Below are 17,861 nucleotides of genomic sequence, written 5' to 3'. Positions count from 1 at the left end.
AGGAATACAAGTATTTCCAAGAGAAAATACTTGTATTTTTTATGACATTTCATATATATTTGTTATTATTGAATGTAAAACCGATTTGGTCATTTTGTATTCATACTTTCACTCACTTCGTTATATAATGAAGTAAGTGAAAGTTAATGGGAAAAAATAGTACGTTTTTGGTTAATACACGATGTAGAAAGTGATATAATTGCAAAATGTATGTATCATTTTCTAAAGAAGGAAAAATATATAATTAGGTGATAACTTCTATGAAACAGATTTGGCGTATTTATAAGACAGATTTACGGAATGTAGCCAAACATTGGGCTGCAATTGTTATTGTTTTAGGATTAATGATTTTACCATCGTTATATGCATGGTTTAACATTAAAGCTTCTTGGGATCCGTATGGAAATACAAAAGAGGTTCCCATTGCAGTTTCTAACCAAGATGCAGGTTCTAATTTAAGAGGGAAAGACATTAATATCGGGAAAGAGATTGTAGACTCCCTTAAGAAAAACAAAAATCTTGGCTGGAAATTTGTAGATGAAAAACAAGCAATTTACGGAGTTGAGCGTGGGGATTATTATGCAAGTATTACGATTCCAAAAGACTTCTCTGAAAAAATTGCAACTGTTCTGGATGAAAATCCGAAAAAACCAGAACTGGATTATTATGTGAATGAAAAAGTAAACGCGATTGCACCGAAGATTACAGCAAAAGGTGCATCAGGTATTACAGAAGAAATTAGTAAAAACTTTGTAAAAACAGCAAACGGTGAGATTTTTAAAATTTTCAATGACCTTGGAATCGATTTAGAAACAAACTTACCAAGTATCGAAAAAGTAAAAGATCTTGTATTTAAGTTAGAAGCGCAGTTCCCAGAAATGAATACACTCATGGATAAGGCGTTAGATGATGCGACTCGAGCAGAAGATATTGTGAAAGTGGCGCAAAAAGATTTACCTGTTGTAGAGAGTGTAATAAATGATGGGCAGGAAGCATTGGCAAATTTAGATAAGTTCTTTGCAAGACAAGATCAAACATTAAAAAACGCTCCAGGAACGATAAGAAATGATTTAGTAGTAGCAAAAGGCGTTATGGATAGTGCAGCTGTATTTACTAACTTTTTAATGAATCCAGGTGTGGATTTAAATATTCCTGATTTCTCTGGAATGAATGGATTACCTGAATTCCCTGCAAGACCGGACCTTTCTAAGTTGAATAATGACGGATATAAAAGTATAGCGCAAAATATTAATCAAACAGTAAATAATGTTTTAAGCTCATCACGTGCAGGAACAGCTTATGGGAAAAGTGTTTTAAATGGATTGCAAAATGGTCAGTTTGATCCAGAACAAGCAAAGAAAGATTTAAATGCAGTATCAAATCAATTGCAAGCTCGTACAGAAGGTATTTCGTATCTTATTAATGTATTTACTGAACTTCAAAACTCAGCGACGACTGATTTTGGAAAAAGCTTTTTCCAAGGGCGAGTGGATCGCCTAACTAAGCTGAAAAGTGGTATGGAAAATGCAAACAACGGTATTAAAGATATTGTAAATGTTATCGGTACAGGACAAGAAGTAAAGAAAGATGTAACAGATGTAGCAAATCAAAAATTAGATGCAGCAAATGCATTAATTGATCAAGCTGAAAAAGATTATAATGAAACGTTTGTAGCAGATTATAAAAAAGCAGTTAGCACAGTAGATCAAGCTAAAGCTAATGCGAATGAAATATACGATAATGCAAAAGCTGATTATGATAAAGCGAAAAATGGTCTAGAAAGTACTAAATCTAGTGTCCAAAAAGCACTAGAGGATGTACAAAACAAAGGTATTAATGGTTTAGAAGGTTCGAAGGAAGCCTTGAAAAGCTTAAATGGTCAATTCCAATCTGGAATCGGTTTAATTGATGATATGATTCCAGTTCTAGAAAGTACAAATAAGGTTTTAGCGGATGTAAATAGTGATAAAAACCTTAATAATGGAATCGCAAAATTAAATAAAGCGAAAAGTAGTCTGCAAAAAGGTGTAGATGCAACGAATAAGGGGATTACACTTCTTAACAATGGACAGAAACCTACAAAAGATGTAATTGAAAGTATTAACAATGCTGCGAAGGGCGGATCAGCTCAATTAACAGATGTATTATCGACGTATGATTCAGAGATTGTACCTAACTTCAATACAGCAATTGCTCGTACAAAAGAGATGTCGAAAAATACAACTCAAATTTTAAACGATGCAGACAAAAAGCTTCCAGATGTTAAAAAGTTACTAGAAGATTCATCAAAAGGCTTGGTAGACGGTAGAAAGAAATTAGTAGACATTAAAGCTGAAATGCCGGAGACTGAGAAAAAGATTAAAGATTTAGCAAATAAAATTCGTGATTTTGAATCTGAAGAGGATTTAAAAGACATCATACGCTTATTGAAAAACGATGTTGAGAAGCAAAGTGATTACTTTGCGAATCCAGTAAATTTAAAAGAAAATAAATTATTTGCGATGCCGAACTACGGTTCAGCGATGTCACCATTCTATACAGTGCTTGCATTATGGGTAGGCGCATTATTAATGGTTTCATTATTAACGGTAGAAGTACACGAAGAGGGCGCGAATTATAAGAGCCATGAAATTTACTTCGGACGTTTATTAACATTCTTAACGATAGGTCTTTCACAAGCGTTTATCGTATCGATGGGAGATATATTCTTACTCGGTACGTACGTAGTCGATAAGTTCTGGTTTGTGTTATTTAGTTTATTTATTGGTGGAGTCTTCGTTTGTATCGTATACTCACTCGTTTCTATTTTCGGAAACGTTGGGAAATCGATGGCGATCATTTTACTTGTACTACAAGTAGCAGGGTCGGGCGGAACATTCCCAATTCAAATGACACCGAAATTCTTCCAAGCAATTTATCCGTTCTTACCGTTCACATACGCAATTAGTGCAATTCGTGAAACTGTTGGCGGAATGCTTTGGGATATCGTAATAAGAGACTTACTTGTGTTAAGTGTTTTCGTAGTAGTTATGATCGTTGCTGCGTTATTACTGAAAACACCAATTAACAAATCAAGTGAAAAATTTGTTGAGAATGCAAAAGGAAGTAAAATTATTCACTAAAATAAAAGGTTCCTACCGATAGAGGTAGGAACCTTTTTGTTTAATCAAATTTTAATTTTTTTAATGCTTCCGCGAATGGGTTATTTAATGGTTCTTCTTCTTTTTTCTGTTGTTTCATATATTTTTGAACGTCGCGTTTATCGGCTTTGTTTCCAGATTCTTTTTTACGTCGCTCTTGGAATGTTGATAATTTCTCGCGATAGCCACATTTACATGCGAAAATTTGGCCTGCACCCTCACCACGTAATTCTAGTTTCTTTTTACATTGCGGACAGCGAGCATTTGTTGTACGAGATACATTTTTACGATGACCACATTCACGGTCTTGGCATACGAGCATTTTTCCCTTTTTTCCATTTACTTCTAGCATTGGTTTACCGCAATCTGGACAAGACTTCGTCGAAATGTTGTCATGTTTATATTTCTTATCACTCGATTTAATTTCAGAAACAATTTCTTTCGTATAGTTCTTCATTTCCGAAATGAATACTTCTTTTTTCAATTTACCTTTTGCGATAGCCTCAAGTTTTTGTTCCCATTCACCAGTTAGTGTAGGAGATTTTAATTCTTCTGGTACTAAATCAAGTAACTGGCCACCTTTTGAAGTAATGTGAATATCTTTACCACGTTTTTCAATTAAGAATGAATTGAATAGCTTGTCGATAATGTCTGCGCGTGTCGCTACAGTACCTAATCCACCAGTCGATTTTAACGTATCAGCAAGTTGTTTATTTTGCGTATCCATATATTTTGTAGGATTCTCCATTGCTGAAAGTAAAGTTGCTTCATTAAAGCGTGCAGGTGCTTTCGTTTGGCCTGATGTTTGCATAAGTAACTTTACAGTTAATGTATCGCCCTTTTCAATGTGAGGCAGAAGCTGCTCTTTTACGTCATCAGTTACATCATCGTCTTCAAATCGATTTTCGTATACTTCCTTCCAACCAGCATGTAAAATCGTTTTTCCGCGTGCAATGAACGTTTCACTACCAACTTTGGTACGTAATGTTAGTTGCTCGTATTCGAATGCTGGGAATAAAACAGCTAAGAAACGTTTTACAACTAAATCATAAATTTTGCGTTCTTTATCTGTGAATGCTGAGAAGTTAACGTATCCTTCTGTTGGAATAATCGCATGATGATCGCTTACTTTACTATCATCAACAAATGATTTGTTAGGTTTGATAGGCTTTTGTAATACTTTATGTGCGAAGGGACGATATTCTCCAACACCACATGCTTTTAGACGTTCTGGAAGTGTTCCAACGATATCAGATGAAATGTAGCGTGAATCTGTACGAGGGTACGTTAGTACTTTATGCTGTTCATACAATTTTTGCATAATATTTAATGTTTCTTTAGCAGAGTAACCGAACTTTTTATTTGCATCACGTTGCAATTCAGTTAAATCGTAAAGACCAGGAGAGAATGACTTCTTCTGTTTCTTATCAATTTCCACAACAGTAGCATTATGTTTATCTAAACTTTTTACAATACCATCGATTTTTTCTTTATTAAAACTACGGCTATTGCCATTTGCATCTTGCCAAGTAAGTTTGAGCTTCTCCATTGTTTGAGCTTCGATGCCGTAGTAAGTTTGAGCTTTGAAGTTCTTTATTTCATCCTCACGACTAGCAATCATAGCGACAGTAGGCGTTTGTACACGGCCACAATTTAACTGAGCATTAAAGCGAGTTGTTAAAGCGCGAGTTGCATTAAGACCGATATACCAGTCAGCTTCTGAACGCGCAACTGCTGAAGCATATAAATTGTCATATGCCTTACCTGGTTTTAAATTTGCAAAACCATCTTTAATTGCTTTATCGGTTACAGAAGAAATCCATAAACGTTTGATTGGTTTATTTAGCTTAACTTTATCGATAATCCAGCGTGCGACTAATTCCCCTTCACGTCCAGCGTCTGTTGCTACAATAATTTCATTTACATCTTTTCTAAGTAGCTGACTTTTTACAGCATTAAATTGTTTACCAGTTTGTTTAATAACCGTTAATTTCAAACGCTCAGGTAGCATCGGTAAATCTTCTAAATTCCACTTTTTATATTTCACATCATAACTTTCTGGATCTGCTAATGTAACGAGATGACCTAAAGCCCAAGTTACAATATATTTATTACCCTCAAGATAGCCGTTTCCTTTTTTATCACACTTCAGTACACGAGCGATATCTCGTGCAACGGAAGGTTTTTCAGCGATTACAACGCTTTTTGACATATTAAAAACATCCTTTCAAATTTCCATAAGTTAAATATAGCATACATCTTCTTGAGATTCAGTTTCGCTCCATATTTGAGCTGTTTTTAATGGAGTGAACAAAATCCCAACTGATTAAAGTTTCACTTTATCAGTTGCTTCTATATTAAATAGAAAAGTAAAGAACTTGTTATTTTACTAGAATAAGAGTAGACTTTGAAGTAGATGAATAAGAAACACATGGGAGTTTGTGGATACAAACTGAGAGGATGACTACTAGTCCGTCATTGACCATTTGAACCTGTTGGATAATGCCAGCGTAGGGAGAGTGTAAAAGCACATGTTCAGGCACTTTGCGTACGCGCAAAGTGTCTTTTTGTGTATCTCCCATCATTATAGTTAGGAGATGAAAAGGATGAATATGAAAGAAATTAGTAAAGTAGTGGATTTGGTGAGAGAATCTAATCCACTCGTTCATAATATTACAAATGTTGTTGTAACAAATTTTACTGCTAACGGTTTGTTGGCACTTGGGGCATCGCCTGTAATGGCGTATGCAAAAGAAGAAGTAGCAGAAATGGCGGGCATTGCTGGAGCGTTAGTATTAAATATGGGGACACTTCGTCCTGAAGAAGTAGAAGCGATGTTACTCGCGAGTAAATCAGCAAATGCGAACAATGTGCCAGTACTGTTTGATCCAGTTGGTGCAGGAGCAACTCCGTATCGAACAGAAGTTGCGAGACATATTCCGGCTGAAATCGATTTAGCGATTATCCGCGGAAATGCAGCTGAAATAGCAAATGTTATTAATGAAAAATGGGAAATTAAAGGGGTAGACGCTGGTACTGGAAAGGGCAATGTTGTAAGCATTGCAAGGCAGGCAGCAGACGAATTGAATACAGTTGCGGTCATTACTGGAAAAGAAGATGTTGTTACAGATGGAGAGCGAACTGTTCTTATTCGAAACGGTCACCCTATTTTAACGAAAGTTACGGGAACAGGGTGTTTACTAACTTCAGTAATAGGAGCATTTGTAGCAGTTGAAAAAGATTATGTAAAGGCAACTGTAGCAGCATTAACGTTTTATGGTGTAGCTTCGGAACTGGCAGCTGCTAAAACAGTAGAAAAAGGGCCAGGTAGTTTCCAAATTGAATTTTTAAATCAATTAGCGAATACAACTTCAGCTGATATAGAGAAATATGGGAAGATTGAGGAGTTAGAGTAAGGGGGATGAAACACATGATGCGCATTGAAACAAAGAAAATGTCTAACCTATTGCAAGTGTATTTTATTATGGGAAGTAATAACTGCACGAGGGATCCTTTAGCTGTATTGAAAGAAGCGTTAGATGGTGGAGTGACACTTTTTCAGTTTCGCGAGAAGGGGGAAGGTTCTTTAATCGGAGGAGATAGAGTGCGCTTTGCAAAAGAATTGCAGACGCTTTGTAAGGAATATAGTGTTCCTTTCATTGTAAATGATGATGTAGAATTAGCCATTGAATTAGATGCAGATGGTGTTCATGTAGGACAAGATGATGAAGGGATTACATCTGTTCGTGAAAAAATGGGAGATAAAATTATCGGCGTATCTGCTCATACAATTGAAGAAGCACGCTTTGCAATCGAAAATGGAGCAGATTATTTAGGCGTTGGACCTATTTTTCCAACGAGTACGAAAAAAGATACGAAAGCGGTTCAAGGAACGAAAGGATTAGCTTATTTTAGAGAACAAGGAATTACAGTGCCAATCGTTGGTATTGGTGGGATTACAATTGAAAATACAGCGGCAGTTATAGAAGCGGGTGCGGACGGTGTTTCAGTTATTTCAGCAATTAGTTTAGCTGAATCTGCGTATGAAAGTACGAGAAAATTAGCTGAAGAAGTAAAGAGAAGTTTGTAGAAAAGGACATGTAGTATTTTAAGTGCTACATCGAGAAGTAGACTGCCCAAAAAATTTAAACAAACATTTGATTAAAAAAGCACAAACCTTTTTAAATAAGGGTTTGTGCTTTTTCTTTAAAACATAATAGAAATTAAAAGCATTCCAATTCCGATAGAAGTAAATGTTGCAATTAAGCCTGGAATCATAAAGCTATGATTTAATACGTATTTACCGATACCTGTTGTACCAGTACGGTCAAAGTTAATGGCAGCAACGATTGTCCCGTAGTTTGGAATGAAGAAATATCCGTTTACTGCAGGGAACATCGCAATCAGTAGTGCTGGTGGAATACCAAGGGATAGTCCAAGTGGCATTAAGGCACGTACTGTTGCTGCTTGGCTGTACAGTAAAATAGATAGAATGAATAGTGCGATGGCAAATAGCCAAGGTGCACTTGTTACTAAATGCTGAATAGATCCTTGAATCATATTTAAGTTTCCATTAAAGAAAGTATCTCCCATCCAAGCGATACCGAAAATAGCAACAACTGCTGTTGCTCCTGCTTTAAAGACGTTACCAGACACAATGCTTTCTACATTTGGTTTACAGAAAATAATAATAAGAGCCGCGATAGTTAACATAACCATCTCAATTGTGTTCGGCATGGAAAGACGGGCTAACTTCCCATCAACTATCCATCCTGGACGAAGTGCTTCAAATGAACCAAGAAGTACAACAAGGAAGGTTCCTACAAGGAAAAGGATAACTGATAATTTGGCGCCCTTTACACCTACAAATTCTTTTTTCTCTTCAAGCTTAGGAATCATTCCTTCTTTTAATCGTTTTAAGTATTCAGGGTCTTCATTTAATTCTTTTCCCATCTTACTAGCAACGAATGCTGCTAACATACAAGCAATGAAAGTAGAAGGAATACTCACTTTTAAAATATCTAATAAAGTGATTTTATAGTCAGCTAACATTGCTAAAAGAGCAACTGTGGCAGCTGAAATTGGGCTAGCTGTAATTGCTTGTTGAGAAGCGATTACGGCAATCGACATTGGGCGTTCCGGTCTAATCCCTGATTCACGAGAGACTTCTGCAATAACAGGAAGTACAGAATAGGCAACGTGACCAGTACCTGCACATAGTGTGAATAAATAAGTAACAATTGGAGCAAAAAAAGTAATACGCTTTGGATTTTTTCGTAATGCCTTTTCAGCTAGATGAACAAGATAGTCCATTCCTCCAGCAGCTTGCAAAGCACCAGCAGCAGTAATTACTGCCAAAATCATAAGCATTACATCGATAGGAGGCGCGGTCGGTTGTAAGTGGAAGACAAAAACGAGTATTGCCATACCAACTCCACCCATTACTCCTAAACCAACTCCGCCTAGGCGTGCACCAATAAAAATACAGAGTAACAAGGTAAGAAATTGTAGCCAAAACATGATAAACTACCTCCGAAATTCATTAGTTAAGATATATTCGAATAGTTTAATTTGAATGAAAATTAAATAAATACCCGAAGAAATCCTTGTTATTTATACATTTTTTATTATATAACACAAAAAAAGTAACATTCACGTACTTTTTGAAATTATTTCGAAAAAGCAATGCGTTAAAAATTTGTATTTATATCTCTAAATAAGTAGACATTTTGATTTATATGTTGTAATCTTTGAAAGAGAATAAATTAATTCTCATAGAACTCCCATATCGTTCAACTCGTTCAGCGAGAAAGGCAAACTGATGGAAACATGAGGACGCAAAACTACAGGAGCTAAGGTCGAAAGGCTATGCTAGCCAGTTACCGGACGGATAGGGTTGGTCTTGGCCAATGCTTTTACATTGGCTTTTTTTTATTCTCGAATATATTGAGAATCATTTTCAAACAAAATATTCGTATATTTTGTTTTTTTGTTATGTTAATTAAGGAAGGTGGATATTAATGAAAAAATATTGGCATAAGTTATCGTTCCTTCAAAAGAACGTCTTATTAACCGTATTAGTTATTTTGACACTTGTTGGAAGTATGGGTGCGTTAAGTTTCAACATGTTTCAAAATAGTATGATGTCTTTATTTGAAAGGCAGTCTATTGAAACAGGAGAAATAGTATTGAAAAAATTGGATGTAGAATTAGTTAGAGACATGGCGAAAGATCCTACAGCCGAAAAAGTGAAAAAAGAAAAGTTAACAGAGAAATTAGATGAAGTGTCAAAAGAATTGAAAAGTGTTGGACAAACGTATGTTACAGGAGCAAAGCCGAATGAAAAGCGAGAATTACAACTCGTTGGTTTGACTACAGAGTTAACAAATGCGTTCCCTATAAAGCCGGGAGATTATTATGAACAACCCGCTCATTGGATGAAGGCATACGATAAAGTGATTGATACGAAAAAGGCCCAAATGACAGAAGTATATGAAGATGAAATAGGTTCGTGGGTGACAATATTAGAACCAATTACAGATGGAGAAAACAATATTGTTGCAATTATTGCGGCTGACTTAGATGCTTCCATTGTTCCTATTACAAAAGAGAAGTTTATGATACAGGGCTTACTCTTTATCATTATTTCATTAGCGATTGCGACTATTACTCAATTCTTTATCGTGCGTCACTCGTTAGCGCCATTAAAAGATTTACGAGAAGGGTTACGTAAAATTGGTGAAGGTGACTTGAGTATTAAATTAAAAGAAAGACCAGATGATATTGGAATTATTAATGTTTATTTCAATAACACGATTGAAAAGTTTAAAGGGATTATAGATAAAGTAAGGCAAACTGCTGAGCAAGTTTCTTCTTCTTCACAAGAATTGTCGGCGAGTACAGAGGAAAACAGCATGGCAGTTCAAGAGATTGCAAGTTCTATTGAAGGTTTAAGAGTAGGGGCACAGTCTCAAAAAACTTCAGTACAACAATGTTTAGGGATTGTACATGGAATGGAAGATAAGGTAGAAGAGATAACTGGGGCTGCGAAACAAGTTGCGGTTGCTTCTGAAGGTATGGAGCAACATTCAATTGAAGGTAATGAAGTGATTGGACAAATTATTAATCAAATGAGTTTAATTCAAAATGCAGTACAAGATTTATCTTCCATCATTTATTCGTTAGAAACAAGGTCAAAAGAAATTAGTGATATCGTAACTGTAATTACAGGTATTTCAAATCAAACAAATTTATTAGCTTTAAATGCTTCTATTGAGGCTTCACGTGCTGGAGCAGCTGGGAGAGGGTTTGCAGTTGTTGCTGATGAAGTACGAAAATTAGCAGAACAAACGGAAGCGTCTGCTAAAGATATAGCGAAATTAATTGGTGAAACACAAGCTGAGACAGAAGATGCTGTAGTTTCAATGCAAAAAGGTTCAAAAGAAGTAGAAACTGGAATTTCACTTGTTCAAAGTAGTGGAGATTTCTTCGAAAAAATCTCCAAATCAGCGCAATCTGTTACAGATCAAGTAAAAGCTGTTTCGGGTAATTCGAGTGACATTTTACAAAATAGCCAGAATATCGTTCAAGTCGTAAATGAATTATCACATATTGCAAATACTTATGCCAACAGCAGTAGTAATGTTGAAGAAAGCATGAAAGAGCAAGAAATATCAGTACAAGATATTGCAGAATTAGCGACTTCTTTAAGTTGGCTTTCTCAGGAATTACAAGAGCTTATCGGTGAGTTTAAAAGCGAATAAGGAGAAAGTTCAATTCTAATCAAAGGGGATATCTCCGCTACTGATTATGAATTGAACGAATCTGCCCGTTAATAAGGGATGAAAAAGGTGTGAATTTTCACACCTTTATTATATTTAAGAGAGGAATTTACATAAATATGAAATTAGCAATTTCTTATAATGAGATGGTAAAAGAATTTTTAGGGAAAGTAGAAGGAAGTATTAAAATACCTAAAGATGTGCAAGGAACGGAACTTAGGATAAAAAGGAAAACTGAACTATTTCCAAATTTGACTCACATTGTAGATTTAATAGGAGCGACTGCAACGTGGTTATATCATATTTCTAAAGAAAAACATATTGTCGTGCTTTATCATGTAAGAGGAAGTTTATTTCCGATTACTATTGAAGTTTCTAATTTTCTCTCCTATGAAAGTGTGGATTTACAGATTGAAGAGCAACTGGAACAAATTAAAGAAATGAATGAGGAAGAAATAGAAGAGTTTCAAAACGGTAATACATTATATGAAATGTCACCTATTATTATTGGTGAAACATATTATGAGCTACAAGACACGAATACATTACAATTTGTATTTAGTAAAAATATGCAAAGTGTAGAAATAATATTTAATAGTGTTAATTGGAAGGAAACAACGATTACTCGTTATGCACAACAAATACAAGGTGTTTTAATTGGTACATCACAAAATAAGAATAATTATATAAAAAATTTTAATATTATTACAGAGGCCGAGATGGCACTTTATAGTCAAGTGAATGATACGACAGCAGTATATCCTGAGAAAAGTATCGTCGATATGTTCTATAATACTGTTACTCAATTTCCAAATCGTATAGCTTTATCTTCAAGGGAAGGTACTTTAACTTATGAGGAGCTAAATAAAAAAAGTAATCAAATAGCTCATATGTTAATTAAAAATGGCGTCCAATTAGGAGACTATGTTGGAATATTTATGAAACGTAGCATAGACACAGTAGTAAGTATGGTAGCTATATTAAAAGCTGGTGCAGCGTATGTTCCGATTGATCCAGATTATCCAGAAAGTAGAATACAGTACATTATTCAAGATAGCCAAGCGAAAGTTATATTGATGAAAGAGACGCCTATAACATGTGATGGGGTTCAAACAGTTTCAATGTATGATAGTGAAACTTGTGAAGATATAGATGTAAAGTTGTCTATTCATTGTGATGATGTAGCTTATATGATTTATACATCTGGTTCAACAGGGAATCCAAAGGGAACGATGTTAGCACATAGAGGCGTTGTTAATCTGTACACTTGGATGCAAAAGCAATATGAATTGACAGAAGAGGATGTATTTGCCCAATTTCCTTCCTTTAGTTTCGATGCTTCTGTATGGGAGTCATTTGCTTCTTTATTCTGCGGAGGAAATTTGTATGTATTATTAGAGGAAGAGCGATTGTCTGTAGAAGCATTTGCAAATGCAATCTATAAAGTGAAAGCAACTTCGATCTTGGCATTAGCAACAATTTTTGTTCGACAAGTAGCAACTTATTTAGCAGAAGAAGATATATATAAGCTAGCTTCCCTAAAAAGAATTGCGATTGGCGGTGAAATGTTGCCTGTAGAGGTTATTAAATTGTGGAGGGAAAGAATAGGTACAAATGTTGAAATTCATAATGTATACGGACCGACAGAATGTACTGTAGTGACGACAACCTATAAAATACCTAGTCAGTTAAATGAGGATGTTGCGAGTATTCCCATTGGTAAACCATGTGCTAATTATCAAGTTATGATTTTGGATGAGAATATGAATCTTTGTCCAATTGGTGTACCTGGTGAATTATATATAGATTCAGTAGGATTAGCAAAAGGGTATTTTAATAAGCCTAATAAAACAATTGAAGCTTTTATTCAGAACCCTTTCAATCCTATAGTTAATATATATAAAACAGGTGATATTGTTAAGTTGTTAGAGGATGGAAATATAGAATTTTTACATCGGAAAGATGATCAAGTAAAGATTAGAGGACATCGTATTGAACTAGGAGAAATCCAAAGTAAAATTTCTCAAAATCATAATATAAAAGAAAATGCTGTTTTTGCTAAGAAGAGTAAGGAAGGTAGCCAATATTTAATCGCGTTCTATACAACTTTAAATAAAAAAGAAATACCAGAATTAGTTTATCAGTTACAAGAGCAATTACCAGATTATATGGTGCCATCTAAACTAATTTATATTAATGAATTGCCACTTACACCTAATAAAAAGATTGATGTTAAGAAGTTAGCTCAGCTAGAAGAAAAGTATGAACCGGTTCGTCTACAAGAATATGTTGCACCTTCTAATAAAGCAGAGAAACAAATAGCGCGCGCTTGGGCGGAAGTATTAGGAATTTCAAAAGTTGGAGTACATGATGATTTCTTTACAATTGGTGGACATTCATTAAAAGTATTACGAGTCTTAACATTGTTAAAAGAAGATTTTTCACATTTAACAATTCAAGATTTCTTTAAAGAAAGAACGATATATGGATTAGCTCGAATTGAGCGAGAAGTAAAAGTAGAGAAAGAAGAAGTATTTCGTGAATATAAAGTGATTCACGAACCAGATACTATTACGTATGCAAACGTTTTGGAAGAAACCCAGATTTTAAATGTCTTTTTAACAGGAGCTACTGGTTATTTAGGATCACACATATTATATGAATTGTTGAGAGATACATCTGCTACTATTTATTGTTTAGTAAGACCAACCAAAGATGTGCAACAAAGAATTATAGATACATTAACAGGCTACTTTAGTGATATATGTGAAGAATGGTTACAGCGTATACAGGCCGTAGCTGGTGATCTGGGGGAAGAGTATCTTGGGATGAGCGAAGAAGAATTTATGTTCATCAGTTCTAAGATGGATACGATAATTCATTGCGGTGCAGATGTAAGACATTTTGGAGATGTAAAACAATTTGAAAATATAAATGTCCAAGGAACTAGCCGTATGCTAGCATTAGCGGAGAAAGGTGCTACATTCCATTTTATTTCTACGATTGGTATCCCGTTAGAATTAGCGGTAGATCAATGGGATACATACATGAAAACTGGTGATTTTAATTACAGTGTAGACTTAGAGAATGTATATTCAAATAGTAAACTACAAGCGGAAAACATTGTTCGTGAAGCAATGAAAAATGGTTTGCGCGGAAATATTTATCGTGCAGGTAATTTAGCATGTCATTCAGAAACAGGTTCGTTCCAACAAAATATTGAAGGAAACGCATTTTATCGTCTTATTAAAACAATGCTATTAATTGGGAAAGCACCAAATGTGAAGTGGAAAGTTGATTTCACACCAATTGATTTTGCTAGTAAATCAATTGTATCGTATTTAAAAGATTCGCAAATTGTAGGAGAGACGTTACATATTTGTCATCCACATCAAATTGAGTTTGAACAATTTATACAGTTAATTGGAGAGTGTGGATACAATCTTGAAATGGTTCCACTTTCAGAATATGTAAATACCGGACTTGAATTAGCGAAGGAAAATGAAGTAATAGCAGAGTTAATTGCTTCTCAAGTTGCAGGAGATGGAGCGCAGCAATCTGAAATTGTAATGGGTACGCGTAGAACGAATGAATGGATTAAGAAAAAAGAATTGATAGTACCAGCAATCAATAAAGAATTTATACAGCAGTTATTAGCTCATGGTGAAAAAGTTGGATATTTTCCAAAAATAATGAAATGATTATGCATGCTTTTGTTTGTTCAATAAAATAAATCATGCTACAATGAAAACGAATTAAGGACCGGGGAGCCAATTGGCTGAGAGGATGTAAGTAAACATCGACCCTCAACCTGATCTGGATAATGCCAGCGTAGGGAGTTACTTAAAGTGATGTAGCATATGTTATTCTATAATAACTTGCATACAAGGCTTTCCTACGCAGTAGGAAAGCCTTTTCTTATTTTTGAAATCTAATTTTATAAGGGGGATTTTATTATGTCACAACAAGTTACAATGTCATTTTCAGTAGTACCACAAGCGAAAACGAAAGATGTATATTCTGTTGTCGATAAAGCAATTGAAGTTGTGCAACAATCGGGAGTTCGTTATGAAGTAGGGGCAATGGAAACAACTTTGGAAGGAGAATTAGATGTACTTCTTGATGTCGTTAAACGTGCACAACAAGCTTGCGTCGATGCTGGAGCAGAAGAAGTGATTACTTCTATTAAAATCCATTATCGTCCAAGCACTGGTGTAACGATAGATGAAAAGGTTTGGAAGTACCGTGATGAATATGCAAAACCAGAAGCAATCTAAACTTATTACAACTATTTGGCTTATCCTTCTCATTGCGATATGGGAAGGATCTGTTTCATTATTTAAAATCGAACCGTGGATTTTACCAAAGCCTTCTGCCATTGTTCAAGAATTAATTGGGATGAAAGATTTACTATTACCAAATACGATGCAAACACTGCAGGAAGTTATAATTGGACTATTCTTTGCAATTTTATTGGGGACGAGCATCGCAATTATTATGGACGTTATACCGTTATTTCGTATTTTAATAAATCCATTGCTCGTTATTTCGCAAACAATTCCAATTGTTGTACTTGCACCGCTATTTATTATTTGGTTTGGATATGGGATGTTGCCGAAAGTAATGGTCGTAATACTCGTTTGTTTCTTCCCAATTGCGCTTAGTATTTTAGAAGGTTTTCAAACAGTAGATAAAAACATGTTGAAGCTGTTACAAACAATGAAGGCGACAAAATGGCAAGTTTACCAGAAAGTAAAATTTCCAGCAGTGCTTCCATACTTTTTCTCAGGCTTAAAAATTGCAGTTACATATAGCGTAATGGGGGCAATTATCGGAGAATGGCTCGGTGCAAGTGAAGGATTAGGCGTTATGCTTACGAGGGCTACAAAATCTTTTTTGACTGCCCGAGTATTTGGTGTTGCAGCAATCATCGTTATAGTGACATTATGCCTGTATTTTATCGTAGAGTTTATGGCAAGAATAACAGCACCATGGATATATAGAAAGGACGGCAGAAAATGAAAAAAGGTTTGAAAGTTATGTTAGCTGCCTTAGTAGCGGTAGGTGTGGCTGGATGTAATCCGGCGAAGAAAGAAGAAAGTGCAAGTAAAGATCAAAAAGTAAAAGTAGTATTAGATTGGTTTCCAAATACGAATCATACTGGCTTGTATGTAGCGCAAACGAAAGATTATTACAAAAAGCAAGGATTAGATGTAGAAATTATTCAACCAGGTGACAATGTAACAGCAGAGCAAATGATAGCATCAGGAAAAGCAGACTTCGCAATAAGCGCACAAGAAAATGTAACATTAGCTCGTGTGGAAGGAATTCCTGTTGTATCTGTAGGAGCGATTATTCAGCATAACACTTCAGCGTTTGCATCGCTTAAGAAAGATAATATGACGTCACCGAAAGATTTTGAAGGTAAACGTTATGGCGGCTGGGGAGGACCAGCGGAAGAAGCGACATTAAAGACGATTATGGATAAGCATCAAGCTGATTTTAATAAAGTTGAAAAAATCATCTTAGGACAAACAGATTTCTTTAAATCAATCGGTCGTGATGCAGATTTCGAATGGATTTATTACGGTTGGGATGGTATTGAAGCGAAGCGCCAAGGAAAAGAGTTAAATACGATTATGGTGAAGGACTTAGATCCAGCGCTTGATTTCTATAGTCCTGTTATTATTACGAGTGAAAAACATACGAAGCAAGATAAAGACTTTGTGAAAAAGTTTATGAGTGCAACAACAGAAGGTTATAATTTTGCAATTAAGGAACCGAAAGAAGCTGCTGATATTCTAATTAAAGCTGTTCCAGATGTAAATAAAGATTTAGTTCAAGAAAGCCAGAAATGGTTAAGTACGAAGTATCAAGATGATGCGAAAGCATGGGGAGTACAGAAGGAAGAAATTTGGACGAATTACATGAATTTCTTATATGACAACAAAGTTATTAAAAAGAAAATCGATGTAAAAGATGCTTTTACAAATGAATTCCTTCCAAGTGAAAAATGAGCGGATTACAAATAAAAAATATAGTGAAATCTTTCGACGGAAAGAATGTATTAGAGAATATTAGTGCCTCTATACAAGAGGGAGAGTTTGTTTCCTTTGTAGGACCGAGTGGTTGCGGGAAAAGCACATTATTAAACATGATTGCAAATGTTGAAAAACCAACAAGCGGGAACGTAATGTATAAAGATAAGCAAGTACAAGAGCAAGATGTTGTTAGTTATATGCCACAACAAGATTTATTACTACCGTGGCGATCAGCTTTGCAAAATATCGTTCTTCCGTTAGAAATTGAAGGAAAGCCGAAAAAACAAAGGCTGACAGAAGGAATGGAAGCATTAAAGCAGTTCGAACTAGATGAATATGCAGACCATTATCCAGATGAATTGTCTGGTGGTATGCGTCAAAGAATTAGTTTTCTGCGCACATATTTATGTGAAAAGCCAATTATGCTGCTTGATGAGCCTTTTGGAAAGTTAGATGCATTTACAAAAATGGAAGTACATAGCTGGCTTTTAAACTCTTGGCATCAAGAGAAGCAAACAATCGTTATGGTTACACATGACTTAGATGAGGCAATCTTGCTTTCAGATCGCGTATTTATTTTATCTCAAAGACCAGCGTCAATAGTTGGCGAGGTACAAGTGAAATTACCTAGACTGAGAACGATGGATATGTTAACATCACTCGAATTAAAAAAGGATAAAGAAGAGATTTTAAGTGTGTTAGCTCCTTATATGAAAAAATAGAAAAAGCCTTTTAACAGTTTTTAGTATAATTACTGTTAAGAGGCTTTTTTTAGAATATGAAAAGATGGAGAAGGAACAAAAGGGAAAATAGAGAATAGAATATAACAGAGTAGTTTATACTCTTAATATAACAAATGTTAAAGGAGTGAAAGGATAAAATGACTTTATCAACTGTTC

At 35.1% G+C, this 17,861-nt stretch carries 11 protein-coding genes and 3 riboswitches; of the genes, 9 read left to right on the top strand and 2 right to left on the bottom strand.

Annotated features, from left to right (window positions below; all coding sequences use genetic code 11):
• The first annotated feature begins 260 nt into the window (after window positions 1–260).
• Entirely contained in the window at window positions 261–3,122 is a 2,862-nt protein-coding gene (locus tag MR167_RS14395) for a YhgE/Pip domain-containing protein (protein ID WP_000810076.1), read from the top strand.
• Window positions 3,123–3,162: 40 nt separating this feature from the next.
• On the opposite strand, the gene topB is transcribed toward MR167_RS14395, so the two are convergent.
• Entirely contained in the window at window positions 3,163–5,352 is a 2,190-nt protein-coding gene (gene topB / locus MR167_RS14390; protein WP_242314876.1) for a DNA topoisomerase III, read from the bottom strand.
• A gap of 209 nt (window positions 5,353–5,561) precedes the next feature.
• Window positions 5,562–5,674, top strand: a riboswitch (TPP riboswitch).
• 72 nt (window positions 5,675–5,746) lie between these two features.
• Between topB and thiM the strand changes: the two genes are divergently transcribed.
• Together thiM and thiE are read left to right on the top strand one after the other, a co-directional pair.
• Window positions 5,747–6,556, top strand: coding sequence for a hydroxyethylthiazole kinase (gene thiM / locus MR167_RS14385; RefSeq protein ID WP_242314874.1), 810 nt, complete (start codon window positions 5,747–5,749; stop codon window positions 6,554–6,556).
• 14 nt (window positions 6,557–6,570) lie between these two features.
• The gene (thiE, locus tag MR167_RS14380; protein ID WP_000984531.1) at window positions 6,571–7,230 is read left to right on the top strand and encodes a thiamine phosphate synthase; all 660 of its coding nucleotides are present in this window, start codon (window positions 6,571–6,573) and stop codon (window positions 7,228–7,230) included.
• Window positions 7,231–7,346: 116 nt separating this feature from the next.
• Here the strand turns inward: thiE and MR167_RS14375 are convergent, their stop codons facing one another.
• Complete coding sequence (locus MR167_RS14375) at window positions 7,347–8,660, bottom strand: anaerobic C4-dicarboxylate transporter family protein (RefSeq protein ID WP_000498704.1); 1,314 nt, start codon at window positions 8,658–8,660, stop codon at window positions 7,347–7,349.
• Window positions 8,661–8,942: 282 nt separating this feature from the next.
• A riboswitch (cyclic di-GMP riboswitch) is annotated at window positions 8,943–9,027 on the top strand.
• Between the two features lie 133 nt (window positions 9,028–9,160).
• Here MR167_RS14375 and MR167_RS14370 point away from each other — a divergent pair.
• The 6 genes from MR167_RS14370 to MR167_RS14345 all read left to right on the top strand — a co-directional run bounded on the left by MR167_RS14370 (window position 9,161) and on the right by MR167_RS14345 (window position 17,684).
• On the top strand, window positions 9,161–10,903 hold the full coding sequence (locus MR167_RS14370) for a methyl-accepting chemotaxis protein (RefSeq protein ID WP_000761081.1): 1,743 nt from the start codon (window positions 9,161–9,163) through the stop codon (window positions 10,901–10,903).
• Between the two features lie 137 nt (window positions 10,904–11,040).
• Window positions 11,041–14,622 (top strand): non-ribosomal peptide synthetase family protein, encoded by a 3,582-nt coding sequence (locus MR167_RS14365; protein ID WP_242314872.1) that lies wholly within the window; start codon window positions 11,041–11,043, stop codon window positions 14,620–14,622.
• 52 nt (window positions 14,623–14,674) lie between these two features.
• Window positions 14,675–14,776: riboswitch (TPP riboswitch) on the top strand.
• A gap of 101 nt (window positions 14,777–14,877) precedes the next feature.
• Window positions 14,878–15,198 (top strand): MTH1187 family thiamine-binding protein, encoded by a 321-nt coding sequence (locus tag MR167_RS14360; protein ID WP_000082906.1) that lies wholly within the window; start codon window positions 14,878–14,880, stop codon window positions 15,196–15,198.
• Window positions 15,170–15,943 (top strand): ABC transporter permease, encoded by a 774-nt coding sequence (locus tag MR167_RS14355; RefSeq protein WP_001057164.1) that lies wholly within the window; start codon window positions 15,170–15,172, stop codon window positions 15,941–15,943. The genes MR167_RS14360 and MR167_RS14355 overlap by 29 nt, the downstream gene beginning before the upstream one ends.
• On the top strand, window positions 15,940–16,938 hold the full coding sequence (locus MR167_RS14350; protein ID WP_000715573.1) for an ABC transporter substrate-binding protein: 999 nt from the start codon (window positions 15,940–15,942) through the stop codon (window positions 16,936–16,938). The genes MR167_RS14355 and MR167_RS14350 overlap by 4 nt, the downstream gene beginning before the upstream one ends.
• The gene (locus MR167_RS14345) at window positions 16,935–17,684 is read left to right on the top strand and encodes an ABC transporter ATP-binding protein (RefSeq protein ID WP_242314870.1); all 750 of its coding nucleotides are present in this window, start codon (window positions 16,935–16,937) and stop codon (window positions 17,682–17,684) included. The genes MR167_RS14350 and MR167_RS14345 overlap by 4 nt, the downstream gene beginning before the upstream one ends.
• The last annotated feature ends 177 nt before the right edge of the window (window positions 17,685–17,861 follow it).

Origin of the sequence: Bacillus cereus group sp. BfR-BA-01355 (assembly GCF_022663675.1) — a bacterium.
Taxonomy (GTDB): Bacteria; Bacillota; Bacilli; order Bacillales; family Bacillaceae_G; genus Bacillus_A; species Bacillus_A thuringiensis_S.
This window is presented reverse-complemented; position numbering and strand designations above follow the sequence as displayed.